This window comes from Streptomyces sp. NPDC090032 (genome assembly GCF_044748025.1).
In the GTDB taxonomy this organism is placed as follows: Bacteria; Actinomycetota; Actinomycetes; order Streptomycetales; family Streptomycetaceae; genus Streptomyces.
Genome location: NZ_JBIVFF010000003.1, coordinates 182,881 through 207,762 on the forward strand (window position 1 = coordinate 182,881; position 24,882 = coordinate 207,762).

Genomic DNA, 24,882 nt, shown 5'->3' on the forward strand with positions numbered 1-24,882 from the left:
CGTACGGTACGGAACGACGGAGGCCGGCGGGGTGGTTCCGGCAGGCCGGGATTGAGATCCTGGGCGCGAGGGTTTCAGCAGCCGCTGAGGTAGGACGTCAGCGCGCTCTTCTCGGCGGAGTCCACCGTGAGGTTGTAGTAGTGCTTCACCTGCACCCACATGCGGACATAGGTGCACTTGTACGCGGCGCGCGACGGCATCCACTTGGCCGGGTCCTGGTCGCCCTTGGCCTGGTTGACGTTGTCCGTGACGGCGATGAGCTGGGGCCGCGTGAGGTCGTTGGCGAAGCCCTGGCGCTGGGCGGTCGTCCAGGCGTTGGCGCCGGACTTCCAGGCCTCGGAGAGCGGGACGATGTGGTCGATGTCGACGTCGGCCGCAGCGCTCCAGGTGGCGCCGTCGTACTCGGAGTACCAACTGCCGGACGTGGCCGCGCAGCTGGAGTCCTGCGAGACGTTCGTGCCGTCGCGCTTGAGGACGACCTCACGGGTGTTGCAGGCGCCGGACTGGGTGATCCAGTGCGGGAACAGGTCGCGGCTGTAGCCGTCGGAGGAGCCCTCGGCCTTGACCGTGAGCTCGGAAAGGTACGTGCGGGCGGTGGCGCCGCTGACCGGGGTGGGGGGAGAGGCCTGCGCGGCGGGGCCGTTCAGCAGGGTGAGAGCGGAGACGACGGCGGTGACGGCGCCGAGTGCGGCGACGCGTCGACGCGCGTAGAACATGCGCATGTGAACTCCCTTGAAGTGGGGGGAAGTTGGCCGAGCGGGCCCGGCCATGCTGGCGCTCCGGGGTTTCCGGGAGATGTGCGCCGAGTGACAGGGTCGCGTCAACGACGCGTACACATCAAGGGGGCGGACGTGACTTCCGGGAGAGCGGGCGTGATGTGGGGTGCGGGCCGGTGGTACCGGGGCGGCGTGTCCGGGCGTGACGCGGGTCATGCCGATTCGCTCAGTAGTTCGCGTAGGATGGACGGCGCAGGAGGGGAGTAGCTCTTCGCCGGACCGTCGACATACTGCTCAGCTCGTTCTGAGCCGGCGCCCGGAGGCAGGACCCGTACACCCGGTCCGGCCAGCGAGACCTTCGGCAAAGCAGTGATTCAACTGCGTGCACACCCGTGTACGCACCTGAGCGCTGCCGTGCCGAGGTGTCGTGCAGGACTGCGTATCTCTCGGCGGGGCAGCCCGACCGATTGAGGAATCTTGATCAGCATCAGCGTGATGGCGGTCGTCTTCGGCATCGTCTTCCTGGCCGAACTCCCCGACAAGACCGCGCTCGCCGGACTCGTCCTCGGCACGCGCTACCGCGCCTCGTACGTCTTCGCCGGTGTCGCCGCCGCCTTCGCCGTCCATGTCGCGCTCGCCGTCGCCGCGGGCAGTGTCCTGACCCTGCTGCCGCAGCAGCTCGTGCACGCCCTGACCGGTGTGCTGTTCCTCGGCGGCGCGGCCGTCCTCCTGATGAAGAAGGACGAGGAGGAGGAAGAGGTCCGCAAGCCCAAGGACCAGAGCTTCTGGAAGGTCTCCGGCGCGGGCTTCATGCTCATCCTGGTCGCGGAGTTCGGTGACCTGACGCAGATCATGACCGCGAACCTCGCCGCCCGCTACGACAACCCGCTCTCCGTCGGTCTCGGCGCCGTCCTCGCCCTGTGGGCCGTCGCGGGCCTCGGCATAGTCGGCGGCAAGGCGCTGATGAAGCGGGTGCCGCTGGCGCTCATCACGAAGATCGCCGCCGTTCTGATGCTCGGCATGGGCGTCTGGAGCCTGTACGAAGCGGTGGCATAAGCCGTGAATCCGGCCCTGACCTGGGCCGCTGGCGTAGTCGCGGCAGCGTTTTGTACAGTTGAGGAACAAAGTGGCTCCCGCCCACTCACCCTGACCGGTGGGCGGGGCCGCCTTGTTCCTACGCCTGGAGGACCCTGCCGATGACGGCCACCACTGTTCTGTCCGCCCGCGCCCTTCTGCTCGACATGGACGGCACGCTGGTCAACTCCGACGCGGTGGTCGAGCGCTGCTGGCACCGCTGGGCCGCCCTCCACGGACTCGACGCCGACGAGGTCATGAAGGTGGTCCACGGCCGCCAGGGCTACGCGTCCATGGCGCTCCTCCTGCCCGACCGCCCCATGGCCGAGAACCACGCCGAGAACGCGCGCATGCTCGCCGAGGAGACCGCCGACGTCGACGGCGTCGTCCCCGTGCCGGGCGCCGCCGTGTTCATGGCCTCCCTGCGCGACGGCGGCCTCGCCCACGCCCTGGTGACCTCGGCCGACGTGGCCCTGTCCACCCGCCGCATGGCTGCCGCCGGCCTCACCCAGCCCGACCTGCGCATCACCGCCGAGAGCGTCGGCGCCAGCAAGCCCGACCCCGAGGGCTTCCTCAAGGGCGCCGCCGAGCTGGGCATCGACCCGGCGGACTGCGTCGTCTTCGAGGACTCGGAGGCCGGGATCGCGGCCGGCCGCGCCGCCGGGATGCGCGTCGTCGGCGTCGGCCCCCGCGCGGGCGCGCACGGCCCCACGGTGGTCGTGGACGACCTGACGCAGGTACGCGTCGAGGCGGGCGCCGCGGGCGAGATCCTGCTCCACATCGGCTAGGGCCTCCCACCGCTGTACCGGCGGGCCCGCGCCCCCGTACGGCCGGACCCTCCGCCGCCCCGCGCCGCCGCACCCCACCTGAACGCCCCGGCCTCAACAGGCCAAACCGGGTCTTACCGACCATCCTGGTAGATGGCAGAGCCCCGGTCGGCCGTGTCCGGCGCGGGGCCTCAGGAGGTGTCCATGACTCAGGACGCTGGCGGGGGCCTTCCCCGCACGGACCTGACGGCAGGCCCCGGCGGTGACCGCACCGGTTCCACGATCGGCGGCGGCCTCGCCCCCCGGAGCGTGATGGTCTCGATCGGCGCGCTGCTGCTCGGCATGCTTCTCGCGGCGCTCGACCAGACCATCGTCTCGACGGCGCTGCCGACCATCGTGAGCGACCTCGGCGGCCTGGAACACCTGTCCTGGGTCGTGACCGCGTACCTGCTGGCGTCGACGGCCGCCACGCCCCTGTGGGGCAAGCTCGGCGACCAGTACGGCCGCAAGAAGCTCTTCCAGATAGCCATCGTGATCTTCCTGGTCAGCTCGGCGCTGTGCGGCATGGCGCAGAACATGCCGCAGCTGATCGGCTTCCGCGCCCTCCAGGGACTGGGCGGCGGCGGCCTGATGGTCCTGTCCATGGCGATCGTCGGCGACATCGTCCCGCCCCGTGACCGGGGCAGGTACCAGGGCCTGTTCGGCGCCGTCTTCGGCACGACGAGCGTGCTGGGCCCGCTGCTCGGCGGGCTGTTCACCGAACACCTCAGCTGGCGCTGGGTCTTCTACGTCAACCTGCCGATCGGCATCGTCGCGCTCGTCGTCATCGCCACCACGCTCCACATCCCCGTACGCTCCGCCAAGCACACGATCGACTACCTCGGCACCTTCCTGATCGCCGCCGTGGCGACCTGCCTGGTCCTCGTCGCCTCGCTCGGCGGCACCACCTGGGCCTGGGACTCGCCGCAGATCGTCGGCCTCGCCGTACTCGGTGTGGTCCTCGCGGTCGCCTTCGTCCAGGTCGAGCGGCGGGCCGCCGAGCCGGTCCTGCCGCTGAAGCTGTTCCGCATCCGCACGTTCACGCTGTCCGCGGTGATCAGCTTCGTCGTCGGCTTCGCCATGTTCGGGGCCATGACGTATCTGCCGACGTTCCTCCAGGTCGTCCACGGCATCTCGCCGACGCTGTCGGGCGTGCACATGCTGCCGATGGTCATCGGACTGCTGCTCTCCACAACGGCGTCCGGCCAGATCGTCAGCCGTACGGGCCGCTGGAAGGTCTTCCCCATCCTCGGCACCGGTGTCACCACCCTCGGTCTGCTCCTGCTGCACCAGCTCGACGAGAACAGCACGACGGGCGAGATGAGCGCCTACTTCTTCGTCTTCGGCCTGGGCCTCGGACTCGTCATGCAGGTCCTCGTCCTGATCGTGCAGAACGCCGTCTCGTACGAGGACCTGGGCGTCGCCACCTCCGGCGCCACGTTCTTCCGCTCCATCGGCGCCTCCTTCGGCGTCGCGATCTTCGGCACGATCTTCGCGAGCCGCCTGGGCGACAAACTCACGGACGCCCTGGCCGGCCGCAGCCTGCCGCCGCGCATCGACGTGAACGCGCTCCAGTCGGACCCACGAGGCATCAATGTGCTGCCGCCCGCCGTACGCGGGCCGGTCCTGCACGCCTTCGCGTCGTCCATCACGGACGTCTTCCTCTACGCCGCCCCGGTCGCCCTCGTCGCCTTCGTACTGGCCTGGTTCCTGCGCGAGGACAAGCTGCGCGGCTCGGTCACCGCGCCGGACGGGACGGAGACCCTGGCCAGCAACCCCGTACAGCGCTCATCGCACGACGAATGCGCCAGGGCCCTGTCGGTGCTCGGCACCCGGGAAGGACGCCGCGAGATCTACGAGAAGATCACCGAACGGGCCGGCTACGACCTGCTGCCCGCCACGAGCTGGCTCCTGCTGCGCATCAAGCGGTACGGGTGGGCGGAGCCGTCGGCGCTCGCCGAACGCAGCGCCGTACCGCTGCCCGTGATCATCGCGGCGGCCCGGCAGGTGGAGGAACGGCACCTCGCCACGCGCGAGGGCCTCGACCTCGTCCTCACCGAGGAGGGCCGCGAGGTCGCCGCGCGGCTGTCCGCGTCCCGCGAGGAGTCGCTCGCCGACCTGCTGGGGGACTGGTGGGGCCCGAACCGGCCGACGGACCTGGTGAAACTGGTGGAGGAACTCAACGCGGAGCTGTGCGGGTCGGACGCCGAGCGCCCGCACGACGGCCTGGCGGCCGAGGGCGCCTGACGCCGCTCACGCGTCCCGCACGAGCTTCTTCGTGAACCAGTGCTCGGCGTACATCTCGTCGTTGTGCGGGGCCGTCTCCTCGTAGCCGTGCCGCGCGTACAGCATCCGGGCCTCCACCAGGTCGCCCCGGGTGTCGAGCAGGACCCGCTCGGCGCCGAGACCCCGCGCGGCACTCTCCACCTCCGCGAGCAGCACGGACCCGCCGCCCTTCCCGCGCATGTCGGGCCGTACGAACACCCGCTTCAGCTCGCCGGTCGAGGCGTCGATCATCCGCACGCCCGCGGTACCGGCGGGCTCGCCCCGGTACCGCGCGACCAGCAACACCCCGTCCGGTGCCGCGAGATAGGCCCCCGTGTCGGCGGCGACCTCGCGCTCCAGCTCGTCGGGGTCGGTGGTGTGCCCCTCGTGCAGCAGGTACCAGCGGTCGCTGACCTCCGTGTAGTACGCGCGCCACAACTCGGCGGCGACGGCGGAGTCGAACGGCTCAGGGGCGACGGTCCACGGCGAGTTCATGGGGGCATTGTCGGGGGAGGTGCGGCGCCGGGCGCAAGTGATTTCGCCTGTACAGGCACGCGGGGTTCGGACATGCTCTGTGGCGTGACAGACGTACCTGTGACCGACGAGACCCCTTTTGAGACCAGCGCCGAAACCAGCCCCGAGCCCGAGACCGGCGAGACCAAGACGCTGCTCGACGCCCTGCGCGGACAGCGCCGCCACATCCTGGGCATCATCGACGGGCTCGACGACGAGGCGCTGCGGCGGCCCGTGCTGCCGTCCGGCTGGACGTGTCTGGGGCTGGTCCAGCACCTGGCGCTCGACGTCGAACGCTTCTGGTTCCAGGCAGTCCTGACGGGAGATCAGGCAGTCATCGACAGCCTCGACGCCATTGAGGACGCGTGGCAGGTCGACCCGGATGTGCCGGCGGCCGACGTCCTGGAGCGCTACCGCCGCGAGACGGAGCGCGCGGACGCGATCATCACGGCCACGCCCGCGGACGCGCCCCTGGCCTGGTGGCCGCACCACCTCTTCGGGCCGCCGCATCTGCACAGCCACCGGGACGTCCTGCTGCACGTCATCACCGAGACCGCCTGCCACGCCGGGCACCTGGACGCCGCCCGCGAACTCATCGACGGACGGCGCTGGTTGGTGCTCACCGAGGACGGCGAGGCGGACGCCCCCTGAGGGGTGGCCGACGCCAGTGGGGCGAGGCCGTCATCGCCGGCCCGATTCCGACGGGCCGGCGCCCCCCGTGCTCGGGACGGAGGTGTCACCACTCGTCGTGGTGGCCGATCACCCGGAAACTGCCCACGACCGCGTCCTCGACGAAGATGCCTCCCTGGCCGCTCCCTTGACCGGTCCGGGTCGCGACGCCATAAGTAGAGCCGTAGGGGCCGACCGTGGCCACCGGTGAACCGTTGTCGCAGTTGAACCCGCGGTAGACCTCAACGGTCTTGTCGCTGTCGTTGTCGATGCTGAAACTGGTTGAGCCCAGCCCGCTGGCAGCGGGGATGCAGCCCTCCATGGCGGCGGAGAACGTCCGTTCGTTGAAGTGGATCCTTCCCTCCCGCTCGCCGCCGTAGCCGCGGCCACGGTCCCCGTGGCCACGGCCCTCGTCGCCACGGTCACGGTCCTCGTGGCCGCGGCCCTCGTCGCCGCGGCCCTCGTCGCCGCGGCCCTCGTCTTCGTGGCCCCGCCCCTCGTCCCCGCTGTCGTTACCGACGGGAGCCGCCTCGGGGGCGGCCTGCTTGGCGGGCGGTGCGGCCGGCTTCGCCGGCGGGGCGGCTTGTTCGGCCGGCGGTGCGGCTTGTTTAGCCGGCGGGACGGCTTGTTCGGCCGCCGGGGCGGCCTGGGTCGATTCGGATTGCGCGGCATAGGTGACACCGGTGGCGGCAAGGGCCGCTGCGCCGAACATGGCGGCGGATACGACGAAGGTTCGCGTGGGCATGTCAATCGTTCCCTGTCTCAGAGACGCCAGCTGGACAGCCGACATGCAACGAACGTAATAATCGGCTCATCCGCTGTCATTTCGGGACGACTCAAGGCGTGACAGCAGGCTGCTGATCGAGTGGAATCCCCGCGTCTACTGCATACCCCGGAGTTCTGACATGGCGCCAGAAACCCGGCTGCCCCCGGGGGGGGCGTCCGGCGGACTACGACTTGGGCGCCGCCTGCTGCACGACCTCGAAGGACCACACCGAGGAGCTGCTCGAGGCCGGCTTAGGGCGGTCGCCGCCGCCCTGGTGGGCCGCCTTCATCGGGCCTTCCATCCACGCCTGGAACGACGCCTCGTCACGCCACCGCGTGTAGACCAGGTAGTCGTCCGTGCCCTCGACGGGGCGGAGAAGCTCGAACCATTCGAAGCCGTCGGAGTTCTCCACGGCGCCCGCGCGCGAGGCGAAGCGCTTCTCCAGGGTCTCCCGCTGCTCCGCCGGGACGGTCAGGACGTTGATCTTCACGATGCTCATGGCGCCCATCCTCGCGCACCGGCGCGCGAGATCGGCGTCAGGACCCGGGTGCCCCGCGCCGCTCGTGCCAGTCGCGGACGATTTCCTCGACGTCGTACGGCTTCAGGCCGAGCGGCGGACCCGGTGGGGGCTTGAACATCATGTCGCGGATCTTGTCGTTGATGTCGGTGACGATCTTGCGGACGATCCGTTCGGAGGAGGCCTGCGCCGCCTCGGCGAGCGCGTCCTCGGCCTCCTTGCGCAGGGCGAGCGACGGGGGCAGCACGGAGAAGCCCTCGCGGGCCATCTTCTGCTTGATCCACCAGTTCTCGTCGTACGTCGTGTCGGCCGTGCTCGGCAACGGCTTGCCGGCTCCGGGGAGGTGGGAGAAGTCTCCTGCGCGCTCGGCGTCGCGGATCTGCTTGTCGACCCATGACTCGAAGCTGACGGCGGGCGGCTTGCGTTCGGTCATGGGGTCATTGTCCCAGAGGCATCCCGCACAGGCAGGGGACAACTTAGGATGCGGCGTCGGCGGACCCGGTACCGGCGGGCCGCGAATGACCGAAGGAGCTGTGCGGGTGCTGGAGCTGACCATGGCCTCCGTCGCGGGGGCGGACGCGGGTGCGACGGCCGGGATGCTGATGGCCGACGCGCCGAGCGAGCCGGGAGCCGTGCTGCGCGTGGGGCGTGACCGGAACGTGTGCCGGCTCGCGACGCCCGACGACTGGCTGTTCGTCTCGCGCGTCCATCTCGAGTTCCGCTGCGGCCAGGACGGCGCCTGGTCCGTGTTCTGGCTGCGCGGCTCGCACGACGAGCCGTCGTCCGAGGTGCGTCTCACGCTGACCGGCGGGGAGCCGCGGCCCCTCGTCTACGGAGGGGCCGCCGCTCTCGCGCCGGGTGCGTCGGGTGAGGTCGTGGTCCTGGACCGCAACGAGTCCCGCAGCGTCAACGTGGGCTTCTTCCACGAGATGTGATGCCCTGCCAGGCTGTCAGGAAGCGGTGCTACGGCAGTACGCGGGCCAGCGCGAAGCCGTCGTAGCCCTTGCTGCCCACCGTCTGGACCGCCGTGCCGTCCAGCTTCGGGTGGTCGGCGATCAGCTGGAGCGCGGCGCGGGTGCCGCGGATGTCGGGGGCCGTGCCGTCGTCCGTCACGCGGCCGTCGCGCACCACGTTGTCGACGATGATCACGCTGCCGGGACGGGTCAGGCGCAGCGCCCACTCGACGTAGTGCGCGTTGTTGGCCTTGTCGGCGTCGATGAAGACGAGGTCGAAGGGGTCGGGATGGTCGGCCGCGACGCCCGGCAGGGAGTCGAGGGCGGGGCCGACCCGGACCTCGGCGACCTTGTCGAGGCCGGCGCGGGCGAGGTTGCCGCGGGCCACCTCGGCGTGCCGGGCGTCGTACTCGAGGGTGACGAGGACGCCGTCGGCGGGCAGGGCGCGGGCCAGCCAGATCGTGCTGTACCCGCCGAGCGTGCCGATCTCAAGGACGCGGCGCGCGCCCTGGATCTGGGCGATCAGGTGGAGGAACTTGCCCTGGTTCGGGGCGACGGCGATGTGCGGGAGGCCCGCCGCCTCGCTGTCGGCGAGGGCCGCCGCCAGGGCCTCGCCGGCGGGGGCGAGGAGTCCGGTCAGGTAGTCGTCGACGGCGGTCCACTGCTCTTGGGATGCGTGCTCAGCCATGGCCCCATGATGGGCGCACCGGGCGGCGGGCCGCGCGGAATTCAGCCGAGCGGCGGCGGGGTGTGCACCGGCGGCGGGGGCTGCACCGGCCGACGGGAGTGCCGGCGGAACGCGAGGACGGCGGCCACCAGCAGGAGCAGGAGCACGGGGAGTACAACGGTGAGCAGCCACACCGGGACGCCCCCGGCGGTGAGGAGTTCGTCGTCCCACACGACGCTGCGGTGCGTGGCGTCGCTCGCGGTGCGCCGCAGTTCGTGGTCGCCGTAGATGCGCGACGGCTGCGGGAAGTCCTGGGTGAGTGCGGTCAAGTACCGCTCGCCGTCGGCGAATTCGGGCAGTGGCCCGCCGGTCCCGGCCGGGATCCGGCCCGCGTACGTGACCTTCGGGGCGTCGCCGCCGATGCTGGAGCGCGGCTCCATGCGGTGGGCGGACAGCACGTACAGGCGCAGGTGCTGTTCGGTGCGGGCGAGCTTCGACAGGCGCATCGGGTAGACGAGTCGGTCGCTGGCGAAGGTGAGGTGGAGCGGGTCGAGGGCGCCGCCGAGCACGCTGTCGCCGTCGGCGGGCGCGAGGCGGATCGCCACGTACTCCCAGCCCCGGTCGACGTACGGGCGCAGCGCGCTGTCGAGGCGGTCGGGGAGCTGGAAGCCGTTCTCGTCGAGCCAGCCGGCGAGTGCGCCGGGGTCGGTCGCGGTGAGGCGGGCGACGTCGAACGGGCCGAGGTGCTCACGGCCGACCACCTCGACCGGACCGCCGGGCGCGGGGGCGCCGGCCGTGGCGCCGTCGCCGCGCCCGCCGTCGAAGGGCCAGTCGTCGGAGCCGGGCCAGAAGTGGTGCCGGGTCCGCTCGACGGGCGCTGTCACGTCGCTCAGCTGCGAGAAGATCCCCGGGTCGCCGAGTTCGACCGACGCGCGGTGCGGTACGGGCATGATCCAGGCGGCGTCACGCACGTTGCCGCTCACCGACAGGCTCATCACGATCTGCTCGCTGTGCCCGTCCCAGCGCACCGCGGACGTCTCGTCGTACACCGTGAGGTCGGTACCCGCGGGCGGCACCATCGCGCCGCACCCGCAGGCGTACGCCGGTGACACCAGCGCGGCGATCTGGAACGCCATGAGGGCCAGGGCGGTCAGTAGCGCCCTGGCCCTCATGGTCAGTGGTGGTGCGGTGCTCATGCCGGCCCCCGATGTCGCGCCCTGTGTGTCCGTGCCGTGTGCGGCGTTGGAGCAGACGGGGCGCGGGGGAGCGCGGTTCCCGGTGTTACGCGGCTGTGGCGGTGGCGGTCATGGGCCGCAGCAGATCGTCGGGCTCGACGGCGGGCGGCGAGCCCGGCAGCGGGCGGCGCGCCGACTCGGTCATGAACCACACCGCGACACCGCCGATGACGGCCGCGGCCATCATGTAGTACGCGGGCATCATCATGTTCCCGGTCGCCCCGATGAGGGCGGTGACGACCAGCGGGGTCGTGCCGCCGAAGAGCGAGACGGAGACGTTGAAGCCGATCGACAGGGAGCCGTAGCGCACCCGGGTCGGGAAGAGCGCGGGCAGCGCGGACGGCATCGCCGAGGTGAAGCAGACCAGGAGCAGGCCGAGCGCGCCCATGCCGAGGGCGATGGCCCACAGGGAGCCGTTGCGGATCAGGAGCAGGGCCGGGACGGACAGCGCGAGGAAGCCCACGCAGCCCGCGGCGATCACCGGGCGGCGGCCGATGCGGTCGGAGAGCGCGCCCGCGAACGGCTGGACGATCATCATCAGCGCCATCACGGCCAGGACCACGAGGAGGCCGTGCGTCTCGTCGTAGTGGAGCTCACTGGTGAGGTAGCTCGGCATGTACGACAGCAGCATGTAGTCGGTGACGTTGAAGACGAGGACCAGGCCGACGCACAGGAGCAGCGCCTTCCACTGACCGGTGATCATGTCGCGGACCTTGACCTTGGACCGGGCCTTCTCCGACGCGTGCGCCTTCTTCAGCTCGGCCGCGAACGCCGGGGTCTCCTCCAGCCGCATCCGCAGATAGAGGCCGATGATGCCCATCGGGCCCGCGATCAGGAACGGGATGCGCCAGCCCCAGGAGACGAGGTCGTCCGAGGACAGCAGCGCCGTCATCAGGGTGACCAGGCCCGCGCCGCCGATGTATCCGGCGAGCGTGCCGAATTCCAGCCAACTGCCGAAGAAGCCGCGCTTCTTGTCGGGCGCGTACTCGGCGATGAAGGTGGACGCGCCGCCGTACTCACCGCCGGTCGAGAAGCCCTGCACCAGACGGGCCAGGAGCAGCAGGATCGGCGCCCAGACGCCGATCGTCGCGTACGACGGGATCAGGCCGATCGCGAACGTGCCCGCCGCCATCATGATCATGGTGACGGCGAGGACCTTCTGCCGGCCGACGCGGTCGCCGAGCGGTCCGAAGACCATGCCGCCGATCGGACGCACGAGGAACGCCGCGGCGAAGGCGCCGAACGTCGCGAGGAGCTGGGCCGTGGGGTTGCCCGAGGGGAAGAAGACCTTGCCGAGGGTGACGGCGATGTAGCTGTAGACACCGAAGTCGAACCACTCCATCGCATTGCCGAGCGCCGCCGCCTTCACCGCGCGCTTGACCAGCGCTGGATCGGTGACGGTGACCTCGGGGGAGGCGCCCTTCGCTGGGGCGTCGGTCCTGGATACGACGGTCAGTGCGCTCGACAAGGGTCTGCTCGCCTGCTTTCAACGGGGACAGGGACATGTCCGCGTGGGGACGGACGAAGCCGCCCACGGCGGGGCGGCCAGAAATCGACCATAGGGGCATTCGCGATCATTACGGGTAGTGTTCGAGCCGTCGCGCACCGTGGGAAAAGTGGCTCCGGCCAGGCATGACGCCTCGGCCTCGGTGCGTCGCGAACGGACAGATCTGTGAGCTTTGTCGCGGCCCTCGACCGCAACCACGCAGTCCCCGCATGCCCCGCATCATCGTCATCCGGTCAAAAACCGGTGGACGCTCAGGTGAAGTGGGGGTTGCCTGCGTCTCACCCCGGGGGTAGTGCGAGCCTCTTGGGACAGCAGGCATGGCGGGAGGGCCGACGGCGCGTGGCAAACGTGGAGCATGGACCGGGCAAAGCCTTGGGGGCGGGGACCGCGACAGCGCGGTTGGGGATGGTCCGGGCGGGCCTCTGGCTGATCGCCGCGGTCCTCGCGGTCCGGCAGGTCGTGGCCGTGCTGAGCACCCCCAGCGGGGAGCGGCTCACGGACCTGGAGACCTGGATCGGTCCTGAAGGTGTCCTCCACGTGACGGGCTCGCTCTACGACGCCGACCGGTTCACCGGTACCCCGTTCGGGGGACTCGTGCTGAAGCCTCTCGCCCGCGGCGCCGAACAGGCGCTCGGCTGGGCCTGGACCTTCGGCACGCTCGGTCTCGTCGTCGTCCTCGGTCTCGTCGCCGCGCGCGCCCTGCCCAAGCCCGTCACCCGGCGCACCTCGCTCCTCGCCGCGCCGGTCGCTGTCAGCCTCCTGATGCTGTCGCTGCCGGTGCGCAACACCCTGTATCTCGGCCAGACCAGCATCATCCCCGTCCTCCTCGTGCTGCTCGGCTGCTTCGCCGCCCGCGGCGAGAGGAGCTCGGGGCTGCTCATCGGCATCGGCGCCGCACTCCAGCCGACCGTCCTCCTCTTCGCACCCCTCCTGTGGTTCACCGGGCGCCGGCGCGCCGCCGTGTCCTCGGGCGTCACGTTCGCGGCGTGCACGCTCCTCGCGTGGGCCGCGATGCCGCACGACTCGTGGACATACTGGGTGCACCACCTGGCGGGAGCGGGCCTCGGGTCGAGCCCCGACGGGCTCGCCAACCAGTCGCTGCACGGCGCGCTCCTGCGCTTCGGACTCGAGGGTCCCGTCGAGATCGGGCTCTTCCTGCTCCTGGGCGCCGCCGTCGCGGTCGTCGGACTGCGGCGCGCGGTGCGCTACGCGCAGGACGGGCAGCTCCTCCTCGCCGTCGCCCTCACCGGCTGCGTCGCCGTCGCCGTGTCCCCGACGACCTGGCAGCACCAGCTCCTGTGGGTGCTGCTCGCGCTGGTCGGCCGCGTCGGCAAGAAGGCCTCGGACCGGTATGTCTGGCCGGTCGCGGTCATCCTCGTGATGACGCTCCCCGCGAGGATGCTGCTGCCGGGCACGGCGCTCGCGGATCCGCTGCGCGACAACGTCGTGCTGATCGCCGCGGTCGCCGCGGCCACGCTCGTCCCGTTCCTGTCCCGCACCGCGCCCGAGTACCGCGCGCCCGTCCCCACCGAATACGCGGAGCCCGTCCCGTCGCGCTGGTCACGGGTCCCGCTCATGCCGTTCTGGCGCCGGGTCCTGACCCGCCCGAACCTGCTGCTCGAACTGCTCCTGATCCGCGTCGGCTACTACGCGTATCAGCAGGTCAGGCTCGCCGCCACGGGCGGCACGACCACCGGGGGCCGGGCCACCGCCGAGGCGCACGGCACGCAGGTCCACTCCCTGGAGAAGTTCCTCCACATCGACATCGAGCACTGGGTCAACCACGCGGTGGCGCAGGTCTCGTGGCTCAAGTCGTTCTTCAACTTCTACTACGAGTCTTTCCACTTCATCGTGCCGCTGTGCGTCCTCGGCATCCTCTACGTCCGCAGGCCCGCCCAGTACCGCTGGGCCCGCTCGGCGCTCGGCTTCGCCACGGTGCTCGCGCTGATCGGCTTCTGGTTCTACCCGCTGGCTCCGCCGCGCCTGATGCCCTCGCTCGGCTTCATCGACACGGTGCACGGCGTGCAGGACTTCTCCAAGCCGGACTACGGCACGCTGACCGCGCTCACCAACCAGTACGCGGCCATGCCCTCACTGCACTTCGGCTGGTCCCTGTGGTGCGGGCTCGTGATCGTCGTGTTCGCGCGGAGGTGGTGGATCAAGGCCATCGGTCTCGTCCACCCCCTGTGCACGATCTCCGCGATCATCGCCACCGGCAACCACTGGGTGCTCGACGCGGTGGGCGGGGCGACAGTGGTCGGTCTCGGCTTCCTGCTGACGTACCTGCTCCAGGGGCCCCGGGCGCGGACGGTGACGGCGGCGGCCACCGGTCAGGCGGACGAGGCGACGCATTCGAACCAGACGGTCCTGCCGACCGCCAAGGGCTGAACACCCCACTTCGTCACGACCGCCGAGACGATGGCGAGGCCGCGGCCCGACTCGGCGAACGTGTCGGCCGAGTGCGGTGCTTCGGGCGGGAGCGCAGCCCCCTCGTCGCTCACCTCCGCCCAGTCCTCGCACAGAGCGCGGACGAAGCGGCGTACGTGGCGGGCGGAGTGGGTGCCGACGGTGAGGGGCAGCGTGTACGCGTGCTGCTCGGTCTGCTCGTTCATGGGACGAGCGTGACGAGCCTTGACTACGCTGTGCAATCGACCGGAAGTGGCGTAAGTCCAGCTACAGCGGCGACCAGGGCGGCGAGCGCGTGGAGGTCGCCGGAACCTCCTGCTCCGCTGTCGCCGTTCGGGACTCCAAGAACACGGCGGGCCCGAGCCTCACGTTCACGCCGGAGGCGTTCCGCCTGTTTGTAGCCGGGTCCGTGAACTCGTAGGGAAGTCAGTTCAGTTCGGACACGCTGCCGTCCTGGAGATGCTGCGCGCGCAGCGCCACCTCCATGGCGAACCGGCGTTCCGGGTCGGCCAGTTGGGTGTCGAAGTGGGCTTCCAGGTTGCGCAGCCGGTAGCGGATGGTCTGGGCGTGGACGCCGAGGACGTCGCCCACCTGGTCCGCGGTGCCGCGGGTGGTGAGCCAGGCGTGCAGGGTCTCCACGAGGCGGGCGCGGCGCTTGCCGGAGACGGGGGCCAGCGGGGCGAGTTCGCGGGCCGCGATCTGCGCGGTCAGGGCCGGGTCGGAGAGCAGCCACATCGTCACCAAGTGGTCCGCGCTGTCGATGACTTGGGCGTCGGCAACGATGTCATCGTCCACGAGCTGTAACACTCTGCGCGCCCAGCGCAGTGAGTCCGAGGCCTGCGCGGTCGGTAACGTGAGGCCGATCGCGAGCGGGGCGGTACCGATGGCGGACTCCAGCATGGCGCGGCGCTCTGCGGTGAGCGGGCCCGGGATGAGCATGTGGGGCTGCGGGATGCCGAGGTCGGCGAGGACGTCGGGGTCCAGGCCGGCCTGGATGTGGTCGGGGGCGGGAGCCCGCAGCGCGATGAGGGTGACCTCCTCGGGGAGGGGCCAGCCGGCCTGCTCGCACAGCTCGTTGATGGTGGCGTGATGAAGGGGAGTGCTGGCGAGCAGCAGATGCAGCAACCGTCTTCGCACGACCTCGAACGCCGATCCCGATCTCGCCTGCACCTCCAGATAGCCCTCCCGTGAGAGCGCTCCCAACTCGTCGACGTACGCGAAGAGCGCGTCGGCGAAGGCGAGGAGCAGGGCGGGGGAGAGGTCGTAGCGGCGGCCGATGGTCTTGGTGCGGCGCAGTGCCACGCGGGCGCCGAGCCGGTAGGCGCCCTGCAGGGTCTCCAGGTCGCGACCCTCATAGGCTTCGACTCGACCGAATTTACGGAGGAGTTCGTCGCGCTGGTCCGAGGTGGCGCCGGGGTCGGCGACACGGTCCACGAAGGCGGAGAGCGCGAGATCCACGCCTTGGCGGATGGCGGCGGCGTTCGGGCCGCTGAGGAGTTGCGCGTACTCGGGGTAGGCGCGGGTCACCTCGACTCTGATCTCTTTGATGAGACCGGGGAGTTCGGGCCGCATGATGGCGGCGAACTCCCTGGGCAGCGGGCCCAACGGCTCGTTCACGTCCGGTGGTTGTACGTGCTGGGGCATGGCACGGTCCTCGGTGTACGGGCGCCCGGTGGGGGACGGGTGCCGCACGGGCCCATGGTGTGGCCCATGTGGCCCTTGCGGTGGCCGTCAGGTGCATACCTTTGGGAACTCCTGAAGCTAGAGCAACTTGCGTGTGACGTACACCACTTGGGAGAGGGTTGTCCGGAAGCGAACGTTCTCAGGAGGTCTTGCCTCCGGGCAGGGGCGGGATGACGGGCGGGCACTGGGCACGCGGAGGGCCCGGGATGCAGGTCGGGGCCTGGTTCATGATGATGTCGTTGCCGGGGCCGCTGATCCCGGCCGTGAACAGACGGTCGAGATTCTCACCGTTCGCTCCGCAGCCGGTGAACGCCGGGATGTCGACCGTTCCTTTGAGGATGCCGCCCGAGAGGACGTTGATGTAACGGCCGGTCGTCGAGGTGAAGTCGCCGCGCAGCGTCGCCCGGTAGCGCTCCGTGTGGCAGTTGGGGCCGACGTCCAGGGGCGTGCCGTTGATCTCCACGTCGTGGACGCGCAGCGACTGGAAGAACGTCGCGACGGCGAACGGCATCGCGTTGGGGGAGGTACCGATGGTGCCGGTGGAGATGGTGATCGGCTCGTTCTTGAAGGAGACCCTGGCGGTGACGGGTGTGAAGCCGAAGGAGAGGAAGGTCGATTCGGCGTCGGGCAGGTCGAGTTCGCCCAGACTGTCGATCCGCGTGTAGAACGGCCCGGACGTCCTGAACTGCGTCTGCATGGCCGCGCGAATGTTCATCAGGCCAGGTTCCTTGGCCGGGTCGTTGATGATCATGGAGCTGTTCTGTTTCCGTACGGTGCTCAGGCCCACCGCGTACGCGCACGCGGGAACGCCCGGGTGGGGCAGCAAGGGGCCGAGCACCGTTCCGGGCAGAGGCTCCGGCAGCTGGCTGAGGTCCGCTACTCCGGTGGTCGGCGGTGGCGGGCAGGTGTCCGCGCCTGTGGTGCCGCTGTCCTGCGGGGTGACGGTGAGGCCCTCGCGTGGCGCGCCGGCGCCGTCGGGGGCGCTCGCCGAGGGGGTGCCGGTCGGGCCCGTGCCGTCCGGCACGCTGATGTGGGCGAGGCGGGTGCGTGCCGGGTCCTTCTCGGCGGGGGCGCAGTCGAGCGTGAACGCGGCTTCTGAGCTGGGCACCCCCTGCGTCGACGGGGTGAGTCTCAGGGAGAGTTCGGTGGCGTAGAGGTCGACGTCGCCCGGTTCGCTGACGGTGATCGTGGGGGCCGGGCCGGTGTGGCCGAGGCGCAGGGTGTCGGTGGGCGGCGGGGCGGGGGCGTTCGCCGTCAGTGCGGCCCAGGTGGCGTTGGCCGATTCCCTGCCCTGGCGGACCCGGACGCCGAGCGTCGCGTCGCCGGCCAGACCGTCCGTGTCCGGGGGGAGGAGGGAGGCCAGGCCGGCGAACGGCAGGGCGGTCTCCACCGTCACGTCACCCGGGTTGATCGGGCGGCCCGGCTCGGCGGACGACGGCAGTTGGGTGCCGATCCGGACGGACGCGCTCAGGGTCGTGCCCGCGGAGGGCGTGGCGTCCGTGCTGTCGGGCGTCCCCGACGCATGCGAGGAGGGGTGGTCGGGGACCGCGCAGTCGTAGGCGATCTCCACGGTCGGCTGACCTTCGTCCGCCTGCGAGCCAGGGCCTGACAGCAGGCCCGCGGCGAGTACCACGGCGGCGACCGGCGCCATCCGCAGTGTGCGCGCGACACCTGACCGTCCGCCCTGCCGCCCTTGCACTCTCATCTGCTGACCTCCGCTGGTGCGTGCCGTTCCCTGGACGCGGCCGGGCCCGCCGCCGGTGACCGACCGGCGGCGGGCTGCATGGGGCGAGCTCAGGGCGTCACGGCGAGGAGACGACCGGGGTCTGGTCCAGGACGTAGTCGCCGACGAAGTCCGCGGGGTCACCCGCGTTGATCAGGCCGAGGCAGCTGGCGCCGGGGTCCGCCGCCAGGGTGCCGCCACCGGTGACGTGCAGGGTGTGGGTGCTGTTCGTGTAGTGGCCCGTCACGCTGCCGGAGAACGAAGCGGAGCAGCCGATGCCGCTGATGCTGGCCTTGATCCCGGAGATGGTGCCGTCGGCCTCGTCGGTGCCGTTCATGCTGTCGAGATTGATCGACCACGCCAGCGCGCCGGGCGTCACGTCGAAGCCGATGCCGCCCACGTTGCAGTTGGTGAAGGAGATGTCGCCGACGGTTCCGATGCCGGCGCCGTCGAGCCCGCTGCCGTTCTTGAGGGTGCCCGATGCGTCCGACGAGTCACACGTGAGCGTGGTGGCCGGCACGGACAGGGTCGGGTTGACCGCGTGGGCCGTGTAGGAGGTGCCGCCGGAGACGGTGAAGGTGGCCAGCGCCCCGGCCGAGGCCTGCGTGACGGACAGTCCGAGGGCCGCGCCTGCGGCGGCAACGGCGAGAGCAGTGTTTCGGGCGATTCTGCGCACGATGAATCCCTCCAAGGGATGGGTGGCGTACGAGATGGAATGCGCCGCCCGGCGGGAACCAGGGCGGGCTACGGCTCAACTCCGTGCGGACGCAGCCGATGTGAGGGAGCGGCTGTCCGTCGCCTAGGAAGGGACGTTACGAGCAAGTAACCGCGGCCCGCAATGGAGTGTCGTGAGATTCCTTGCTGGTGAGGGAATTCGCTGCGTTTCTTGTCGGCCGTTGCTCAATCGGGTCGCTGCTTCTTGTCGCCGGATGAGGACTTCGGGCGGCGGGCGAGAAAACGCTCACTCGGTGAGCAGTCCGGTCCTTGTATTGCTCAGCCAGCTACAAACGCGCGAGTAGCTGAATTCCCGTCAACGAGCCCATTGCCGCGGGGGGTTTCCCGTCAGTAACGTCCGGATGGCCCCACTACTTCTCCCCGCGCACCTTCGACCTCCGCGAAGGGAATTCACCATGCGTATCCGCAGACCCGCAACGGTGCTCGCCGTGACAGCTCTGGCCACGCTCGCCGCCGTGGCGCCGTCGTCGGCCGCCACCGAACTGGGCGGCGCCTGGGCCCCGTTCACCCGCTGCCCCGTCGACAACCCCGCCATGCTCGCCGCCGACGGCCAGACCGACGTGGCGATCTGTATCGCCTCCAGCTCGGCGAGCGGCTCCATCAAGCTGGGCAACTCCCAGGTTCCGACGGGCCGCACCGACCTCCAGGCCGGCGTCGTCACGCACCCCGGCGGCACCTCCACGGTGGTCTCGCCCCCGGGCGGCGCGCTCGTCGCGGACCCGGCCGAACTGCCCGGCGGGCTGCTCGGGTTGATGTGCCCGAGCGACATTCCGCTGGTGAGTGACATCTGCAGGCAGCTGACCGGCAACGCCCTGAACCGGGTGACCGCCACCGTCGAATCGGTGAACACTCCGACCGACTTCCAGCTGCTCAACGGCGTCCAGCAGGGCAAGCCGATCATTACGCTCCCGGTCCGCATCAAGCTGGACAACCCGTTCCTCGGCGACTCCTGCTACATCGGCTCCGCGTCCGACCCGATCGTGCTGCGCCCGCAGAACGTGACCGCCCCGGCCGTCTCCCAGAGCCGGTTCGATCCGGACGGCACGGCCGACCCGACGGGTGTTCTCGGGCGCATCAACGCGGGCGACGCCGACCAGGGCGACGCGACGTACACCGTCCCCGGTGCCAACGGCTGCGGCCTGCTCGGCGTCCTCGACTTCGCGGTCAACCTGAAGTCCGGGATCCCCGCCGCCTCCGGCAAGAACAACGTCGTACTGAAGAGCGCGTCCACGCACGTCGCGGTGTTCACCGACCCGAAGAGCGTGGCACCCAACGAGGGGGCACTGCTGTCGCAGTACTGGCATGCGGCCGTGAAGTAACCCCGCCCCGGCCTTTTTCGTAACCCACGAACAGAACAGCCGACCCGATTCGTACGGAACTGACAAAAACAATAGGGGTGTTCGAGGTTCCGTGGAAACTTCGTGAACCGCTATTGCCGGGTCAGGTTACTCGGCCGTAACGTCAAATCCGTGTGGCCTCCCCCACAGGTTCTGCTCACTTGGAAACAAGGCCGTGCCGCGACTTTGTCACCCGCTGACAAATTACTCACCGCGGTGCGGAATCAGCTGTCGTACTGCTTGTCCCGGCGGTATCGGCCGACTTAGCGTGCGCCTCCCGGTGCACATGAGCAACGAGTGCTTGCTGGAGGTGACATGGGAATCGAAGTGAAGGTCGAGGGCCTGACCAAGTCCTTCGGCAAGCAGAACATCTGGCAGGACGTCAGCCTCACCCTGCCCGCCGGCGAGATCAGCGTGATGCTCGGGCCGTCCGGTACCGGCAAGACCGTCTTCCTCAAGTCCCTGATCGGGCTGCTCAAGCCCGAGCGGGGGCGGGTGATGGTCGACGGTGTCGACATGGTGCGCAGTCCCGAGCGGGATGTGATGGAGGCCCGGAAGCTGTTCGGGCTGATGTTCCAGGACGGCGCCCTGTTCGGGTCGATGAACCTCTTCGACAACATCGCCTTCCCGCTGCGCGAGCACACGAAGACGAAGGAGTCGGAGATCCGGCGGATCGTCATGGAGCGCATCGACGCCGTCGGGTTGGTGGGCTCGGAGGGAAAGCTGCCGGGGGAGATCAGCGGCGGTATGCGGAAGCGGGCCGGGCTGGCGCGAGCCCTCGTGCTCGATCCGCAGATCATCCTCTGTGACGAACCCGACTCCGGGCTCGACCCCGTACGGACCGCCTTCATCTCGCAGTTGCTCATCGACCTGAACACGACGACCGACGCGACCATGCTCATCGTCACCCACAACCTCGACATCGCCGCGACCGTGCCCGACAACATGGGGATGCTCTTCCGGCGCAACCTCGTGACGTTCGGGCCGCGCGAGGTGCTCCTCACCAGTGAGGAACCGGTCGTCGCGCAGTTCCTCACCGCCAGCAAGGCCGGGCCGATCGGGATGTCTGAGGAGAAGGACGCGGCGGCGCTGGCCGCTGAGGCCGAACGGAACGGGGGTGTGGCCACCGTCTCGCCGCGTGAGATCGTGCCGCAACTCGAGCCCTCACCCGGACTCGGGGTGCGAGGTGCTGTCGCGCGGCGCCGGGAGCGGGTGCTCGGGCTGCTCGACTCCTTGCCGGAGTCGGCGCGGGACGCGATCCGGGCCACGTACGGCCGCGAAGTGCTGGAGCCGACTGCCGTGCTGCCCCGGGCCGGGGGTGCCGTATGAGCACGGAGACTCGTCTGCCGAAGAGGGCCGAGTCCCGGGTGCGGCATCGTCGTGGTCGGGCGGGCAGTTCCCCGCGCCCCGACGGGGCGCAGGCCAATCCGCTGCTCGGGCCGCTCAGACAGACCGGCAAGCTGTTCGCCCTCGGGGTCGAAGTGGCGCGGGCCGTGTTCCGGCGGCCGTTCCAGTTCCGGGAATTCGTCGAGCAGTTCTGGTTCATCGCCAGTGTCACCATCCTGCCCGCCGCCCTCGTCTCCATCCCGTTCGGCGCGGTCATCGCTCTTCAAGTCGGCTCGCTCACACAGCAGTTGGGGGCGCAGTCCTTCACCGGCGGGGCCAGCGTGCTGGCCGTCATCCAGCAGGCCAGCCCGCTCATCGTCGCGCTGCTCATCGCCGGGGCCGGCGGTTCCGCCATCTGCGCCGACCTGGGCTCGCGCAAGATCCGCGAGGAACTGGACGCCATGACCGTCATGGGCGTCTCGCCGGTGCAGCGGCTCGTCGTGCCGCGCGTGCTCGCCACCATGTCGGTCGCGCTGCTCCTCAACGGCATGGTGTCCGTCGTCGGCACACTCGGCGGCTACTTCTTCAACGTGGTCATGCAGCACGGGACCCCGGGCGCGTATCTGCAGAGCTTCAGCGCGCTCGCCCAGCTCCCCGACCTCTACATCAGCGAGCTGAAAGCCCTCATCTTCGGGTTCATCGCCGGGATCGTCGCCGCCTACCGCGGGCTCAACCCGCGCGGCGGGCCGAAGGGCGTCGGGGACGCCGTCAACCAGTCCGTCGTCATCACCTTCATCCTGCTCTTCTTCGTGAACACGGTGATGACGGGGATCTACCTCCAGATCGTTCCGCCGAAGGGAGGCTGAGCCGCCCCATGGCTTCCCCACTGGCATGGCTCGATCGCTCCGGCGATCAACTCATCTTCTATCTACGGGCGTTGGCGTGGGCCCCGCGGACCCTGCGCCGCTACACGAAGGAAGTGCAGCGGCTGCTCGCCGAGGTCGCCTTCGGGTCCGGCGGGCTCGGCGTCATCGGCGGCACCATCGGCGTGATGATCGCGATGACCGCCGCCACGGGCACCGTCGTCGGACTCCAGGGTTACGCCGCCCTGGACCAGATCGGTACCGCCGCGTTCACCGGGTTCGTGTCCGCGTACTTCAACACCCGCGAGATCGCCCCGCTCGTGGCCGGTCTCGCACTGTCGGCGACCGTCGGCGCAGGGTTCACGGCGCAGCTCGGGGCCATGCGGATCAACGAGGAGGTCGACGCGCTCGAAGGGATGGGCGTGCGGTCCCTGCCGTATCTCGTCACCACCCGCATCATCGCCGGGGTCGTCGCCATCGTGCCGCTCTACGCCGTCGGGCTGCTCTCCTCCTACTTCGCCTCGCGCCTGGTCACGGTCGTCTTCAACGGTCAGTCGCAGGGCACGTACGACCACTACTTCGATCTCTTCCTCTCGCCGACGGACGTCCTGCTGTCCGTCCTGAAAGTGCTGATCTTCAGCGTCATGGTCATCGTCGCCCACTGCTACTACGGCTTCCGCGCCAGTGGCGGGCCCGCCGGTGTCGGCGTCGCCGTGGGACGGTCCGTGCGCAACGCCATCGTCCTGATCTCCGTCACCGACTTCTTCCTGTCGCTCGCCCTGTGGGGCGCGACCACGACGGTGAAGGTGGCGGGCTGACATGAGGACCCTGCGCCGCAGACTCGCGGGTGTCGTCTTCCTGATCGTGCCCGCGCTGCTCATCTGGCTCGCCGTCGCCGTCTACAACAAGGACTTCACCAACTCCGACCAGGTCGTCGTCGAGACCGGGAACGTGGGCAACGAGATGCATCTCGGCGCCGAGGTCAAGTTGCGGGGCGTCGTGCTCGGCGAGGTCCGCGGGATCGATGCCACCGCCGGCGGCGCCCGCCTCACCCTCGCGCTCGAACCCGGCGCCCTGGACCACGTCCCCGACGACGTCCGCGCCCAGATGCTGCCGACCACGCTGTTCGGCGAGCGGTACGTCGCCCTCGTACCGCCCTCGAGCCCCAGCACCAGGATGCTGACGGCCGGGGCCGTCATTCCGCAGGACCGGTCCGCCAACGCCGTCGAGCTGCAGCAGGTGCTCGACCACGTCCTGCCGATGCTCACCGCCGTACAGCCGCAGAAGCTGTCCGCGACCCTCTCCGCAGTCTCCCAGGCGCTGCAGGGGCGAGGCGACCGCATCGGCGACACGCTTGTTCAACTCGACGCGCATCTGCGCAAGTTCAACCCGAACCTGCCCACCTTGAACGAGGATCTGAAGCAGCTCGTAAAGGTCTCCCACGTGTACGCCGATGCCGCGCCCGGCATCATCGACGCGCTCACCGACTTCACCACCACCAGCGGCACGATCGCCGAGAAGGAGAGCGAACTCGCCGGCACCTACGGGGCCACGACCCGGACCGCCGAGGACCTCGACGCCTTTCTGCGTGCCAACCAGCACAACATCATCCGGCTCTCCGCCACCTCCCGTCCCACGCTCCAGCTGCTCGCCGAGTACGCGCCGTCCTTCCCGTGCACCCTGCGCACCCTCGCCGACTTCGTGCCGCGCATGGACAAGGTCCTCGGCAAGGGCACGGACCAGCACGGCATCCATGTGGACGTCACCACCGTTCCCTCGCGCGGCGGGTACGCCGCCGGGCGGGACACCCCCGCGTACACCTCCGGCGGCGGTCCGCACTGCTACCCGGTGCCGTATCTCGGCGCCGGGACCGCCAAGGCGCCCGTCACCGCCACCGCGTCCGCGGAGCAGGACCTGGGGCCCGCCAACTCGCCGCAGGAGAACGACCTGGTGAACGAGCTCATCGCACCGGGCGCCAAGACCTCGCCCGACGACCTGCCCGACTGGTCGAGCCTGCTCGCCGGGCCCGTGTACCGGGGGACGGAGGTGAAGCTCAAATGAGTGGATCAGCAGGGGAGTTCGCGCACATGAAGCGGCGGTCCCTCGCCGGGCCGCTGGTCAAGTCGCTCGTCTTCGTCGTCGTCACCGCCCTGGCCACCACCGTGCTCGGCTTCTCCATCGCCAACACGGGCGTCGGCACCGACACCGTCACCTACAAGGCCCTGTTCACCGATGTCACCGGCCTCATCGACGGGGACGGCGTACGGATCTCCGGGGTGAAGGTCGGGGAGGTGACGGACGTGCGCGTCGTCGACCGGCGCACCGCCCAGGTCACCTTCACCGTCGAGAAGGGCCGGCCCCTGCCGCTGACCACGACCGCCGCCGTGAAGTACCTCAACATGGTCGGTCAGCGTTACATCGCTCTGGGCCGCGGCACCGGCGCCGCGGCCGGCGACCTCGGTCCCGGCGGCACGATCCCGCTCGCCCGCACCACTCCCGCCCTCGACCTCACGCTCCTGTTCAACGGGTTCAAGCCGCTGTTCGAGGGCCTGTCCCCGAAAGACGTGAACGAGCTGGCCGGGTCCATCGTGAAGGTGCTCCAGGGCGAGGGCGGCACCGTCAACAGCCTGATCGAGCACGTCGGCTCGCTGTCGTCGACCGTCGCCGCCAAGGACAAGGTGATCGGCGAGGTCGTCGGGAACCTCACCGACGTCCTGACCACGATCAACGACCGCGAGGACCAATTCGACGACCTCGTCACCACCCTCCAGGAGCTCGTCTCCGGCTTCAACGACGACCGAAAGCCGCTCGGCCACGCCATCGAGGCGATGGGGGACCTGACGACCGTCACCGCCGGGTTCCTGAAGGACGCCCGGGCGCCCCTGAAGGGCGACATCCACCAGCTGGGACGCCTCTCCACCTCGCTCGGGGACGGCATTCCGCAGATCGAGAACTTCCTCGACAGGACACCCGCCAAGCTGACCGCCCTGTCGCGCCTGTCGTCGTACGGCTCCTGGTTCAACCTGTACCTCTGCGAGGCCAGGGTCGGCGGCCTGACCATGTCCGACGGATCGAAGCCGCCCACCGGCATCGCCGTCACCGCTGCGAGGTGCCAGTGATG

General features: G+C 70.1%; 25 protein-coding genes. 13 read left to right on the forward strand and 12 right to left on the reverse strand.

Annotated elements, in window-relative coordinates; all coding sequences use genetic code 11:
• Positions 1-74 precede the first annotated feature (74 nt).
• Positions 75-722 (reverse strand): HNH endonuclease family protein, encoded by a 648-nt coding sequence (locus ACIPWY_RS07860; protein ID WP_362899564.1) that lies wholly within the window; start codon positions 720-722, stop codon positions 75-77.
• Between the two features lie 471 nt (positions 723-1,193).
• Here ACIPWY_RS07860 and ACIPWY_RS07865 point away from each other — a divergent pair, with 471 nt between their 5' ends.
• The 3 genes from ACIPWY_RS07865 (at position 1,194) to ACIPWY_RS07875 (ending at position 4,843) form a co-directional block, all read left to right on the forward strand.
• The gene (locus tag ACIPWY_RS07865; RefSeq protein WP_362899566.1) at positions 1,194-1,772 is read left to right on the forward strand and encodes a TMEM165/GDT1 family protein; all 579 of its coding nucleotides are present in this window, start codon (positions 1,194-1,196) and stop codon (positions 1,770-1,772) included.
• Between the two features lie 134 nt (positions 1,773-1,906).
• The gene (locus tag ACIPWY_RS07870) at positions 1,907-2,578 is read left to right on the forward strand and encodes an HAD-IA family hydrolase (RefSeq protein ID WP_362900067.1); all 672 of its coding nucleotides are present in this window, start codon (positions 1,907-1,909) and stop codon (positions 2,576-2,578) included.
• Positions 2,579-2,869: 291 nt separating this feature from the next.
• Positions 2,870-4,843, forward strand: coding sequence for a DHA2 family efflux MFS transporter permease subunit (locus tag ACIPWY_RS07875; protein ID WP_393698963.1), 1,974 nt, complete (start codon positions 2,870-2,872; stop codon positions 4,841-4,843).
• A gap of 6 nt (positions 4,844-4,849) precedes the next feature.
• On the opposite strand, the gene ACIPWY_RS07880 is transcribed toward ACIPWY_RS07875, so the two are convergent.
• Positions 4,850-5,356: a GNAT family N-acetyltransferase gene (locus tag ACIPWY_RS07880; protein WP_362899568.1), complete on the reverse strand. Its 507-nt coding sequence runs from the start codon at positions 5,354-5,356 to the stop codon at positions 4,850-4,852.
• A gap of 99 nt (positions 5,357-5,455) precedes the next feature.
• Here ACIPWY_RS07880 and ACIPWY_RS07885 point away from each other — a divergent pair, with 99 nt between their 5' ends.
• Positions 5,456-6,025, forward strand: a complete 570-nt coding sequence (locus ACIPWY_RS07885; protein ID WP_401532659.1) for a DinB family protein — start codon at positions 5,456-5,458, stop codon at positions 6,023-6,025.
• Positions 6,026-6,110: 85 nt separating this feature from the next.
• On the opposite strand, the gene ACIPWY_RS07890 is transcribed toward ACIPWY_RS07885, so the two are convergent.
• The 3 genes from ACIPWY_RS07890 to ACIPWY_RS07900 form a co-directional block, all read right to left on the reverse strand.
• On the reverse strand, positions 6,111-6,788 hold the full coding sequence (locus tag ACIPWY_RS07890) for a hypothetical protein (protein ID WP_401532467.1): 678 nt from the start codon (positions 6,786-6,788) through the stop codon (positions 6,111-6,113).
• A 205-nt stretch (positions 6,789-6,993) separates the two neighbouring features.
• Entirely contained in the window at positions 6,994-7,308 is a 315-nt protein-coding gene (locus ACIPWY_RS07895; protein WP_362899572.1) for an antibiotic biosynthesis monooxygenase, read from the reverse strand.
• A gap of 37 nt (positions 7,309-7,345) precedes the next feature.
• Entirely contained in the window at positions 7,346-7,759 is a 414-nt protein-coding gene (locus ACIPWY_RS07900; protein WP_362899574.1) for a DUF1992 domain-containing protein, read from the reverse strand.
• Positions 7,760-7,865: 106 nt separating this feature from the next.
• Between ACIPWY_RS07900 and ACIPWY_RS07905 the strand changes: the two genes are divergently transcribed.
• Positions 7,866-8,261 carry a hypothetical protein gene (locus ACIPWY_RS07905; protein ID WP_362899576.1) on the forward strand — a complete coding sequence of 132 codons (396 nt, stop codon included), beginning with the start codon at positions 7,866-7,868 and terminating at the stop codon, positions 8,259-8,261.
• 28 nt (positions 8,262-8,289) lie between these two features.
• Here the strand turns inward: ACIPWY_RS07905 and ACIPWY_RS07910 are convergent, their stop codons facing one another.
• The 3 genes from ACIPWY_RS07910 to proP form a co-directional block, all read right to left on the reverse strand.
• On the reverse strand, positions 8,290-8,967 hold the full coding sequence (locus tag ACIPWY_RS07910) for an O-methyltransferase (protein ID WP_401532468.1): 678 nt from the start codon (positions 8,965-8,967) through the stop codon (positions 8,290-8,292).
• A gap of 41 nt (positions 8,968-9,008) precedes the next feature.
• Entirely contained in the window at positions 9,009-10,142 is a 1,134-nt protein-coding gene (locus ACIPWY_RS07915) for a DUF2330 domain-containing protein (RefSeq protein ID WP_362899580.1), read from the reverse strand.
• Positions 10,143-10,227: 85 nt separating this feature from the next.
• Positions 10,228-11,637 carry a glycine betaine/L-proline transporter ProP gene (gene proP / locus ACIPWY_RS07920; protein WP_401532661.1) on the reverse strand — a complete coding sequence of 470 codons (1,410 nt, stop codon included), beginning with the start codon at positions 11,635-11,637 and terminating at the stop codon, positions 10,228-10,230.
• A 390-nt stretch (positions 11,638-12,027) separates the two neighbouring features.
• On the opposite strand from proP, the gene ACIPWY_RS07925 reads away from it, so the two are divergent.
• Positions 12,028-14,076 (forward strand): bifunctional glycosyltransferase 87/phosphatase PAP2 family protein, encoded by a 2,049-nt coding sequence (locus tag ACIPWY_RS07925; protein WP_401532469.1) that lies wholly within the window; start codon positions 12,028-12,030, stop codon positions 14,074-14,076.
• Here the strand turns inward: ACIPWY_RS07925 and ACIPWY_RS07930 are convergent.
• Positions 14,019-14,300, reverse strand: a complete 282-nt coding sequence (locus ACIPWY_RS07930; protein WP_401532470.1) for an ATP-binding protein — start codon at positions 14,298-14,300, stop codon at positions 14,019-14,021. The genes ACIPWY_RS07925 and ACIPWY_RS07930 overlap by 58 nt on opposite strands.
• A 35-nt stretch (positions 14,301-14,335) precedes the next feature.
• Here ACIPWY_RS07930 and ACIPWY_RS07935 point away from each other — a divergent pair, with 35 nt between their 5' ends.
• On the forward strand, positions 14,336-14,515 hold the full coding sequence (locus ACIPWY_RS07935; RefSeq protein ID WP_401532663.1) for a DUF397 domain-containing protein: 180 nt from the start codon (positions 14,336-14,338) through the stop codon (positions 14,513-14,515).
• Positions 14,516-14,520: 5 nt separating this feature from the next.
• On the opposite strand, the gene ACIPWY_RS07940 is transcribed toward ACIPWY_RS07935, so the two are convergent.
• From ACIPWY_RS07940 to ACIPWY_RS07950, 3 genes are all read right to left on the reverse strand, one after another.
• The gene (locus ACIPWY_RS07940) at positions 14,521-15,738 is read right to left on the reverse strand and encodes a helix-turn-helix domain-containing protein (RefSeq protein ID WP_401532471.1); all 1,218 of its coding nucleotides are present in this window, start codon (positions 15,736-15,738) and stop codon (positions 14,521-14,523) included.
• A 178-nt stretch (positions 15,739-15,916) separates the two neighbouring features.
• Complete coding sequence (locus tag ACIPWY_RS07945) at positions 15,917-17,428, reverse strand: DUF6801 domain-containing protein (protein WP_401532472.1); 1,512 nt, start codon at positions 17,426-17,428, stop codon at positions 15,917-15,919.
• A 151-nt stretch (positions 17,429-17,579) separates the two neighbouring features.
• Positions 17,580-18,176, reverse strand: coding sequence for a hypothetical protein (locus ACIPWY_RS07950; RefSeq protein WP_362899590.1), 597 nt, complete (start codon positions 18,174-18,176; stop codon positions 17,580-17,582).
• Positions 18,177-18,630: 454 nt separating this feature from the next.
• Between ACIPWY_RS07950 and ACIPWY_RS07955 the strand changes: the two genes are divergently transcribed.
• From ACIPWY_RS07955 to ACIPWY_RS07980, 6 genes are all read left to right on the forward strand, one after another.
• Complete coding sequence (locus ACIPWY_RS07955) at positions 18,631-19,554, forward strand: hypothetical protein (RefSeq protein ID WP_362899592.1); 924 nt, start codon at positions 18,631-18,633, stop codon at positions 19,552-19,554.
• Between the two features lie 333 nt (positions 19,555-19,887).
• Positions 19,888-20,901 carry an ABC transporter ATP-binding protein gene (locus ACIPWY_RS07960; protein ID WP_401532473.1) on the forward strand — a complete coding sequence of 338 codons (1,014 nt, stop codon included), beginning with the start codon at positions 19,888-19,890 and terminating at the stop codon, positions 20,899-20,901.
• Complete coding sequence (locus ACIPWY_RS07965; protein ID WP_362899596.1) at positions 20,898-21,764, forward strand: ABC transporter permease; 867 nt, start codon at positions 20,898-20,900, stop codon at positions 21,762-21,764. The genes ACIPWY_RS07960 and ACIPWY_RS07965 overlap by 4 nt, the downstream gene beginning before the upstream one ends.
• An 8-nt stretch (positions 21,765-21,772) precedes the next feature.
• Positions 21,773-22,579, forward strand: coding sequence for an ABC transporter permease (locus ACIPWY_RS07970; RefSeq protein WP_362899598.1), 807 nt, complete (start codon positions 21,773-21,775; stop codon positions 22,577-22,579).
• A 1-nt stretch (position 22,580) separates the two neighbouring features.
• A complete protein-coding gene (locus ACIPWY_RS07975; RefSeq protein WP_401532474.1) occupies positions 22,581-23,822 on the forward strand; it encodes an MCE family protein in 1,242 nt (413 codons plus the stop codon).
• Complete coding sequence (locus ACIPWY_RS07980; protein WP_401532475.1) at positions 23,819-24,880, forward strand: MCE family protein; 1,062 nt, start codon at positions 23,819-23,821, stop codon at positions 24,878-24,880. Before ACIPWY_RS07975 ends, ACIPWY_RS07980 begins: the two co-directional genes overlap by 4 nt.
• The last annotated feature ends 2 nt before the right edge of the window (positions 24,881-24,882 follow it).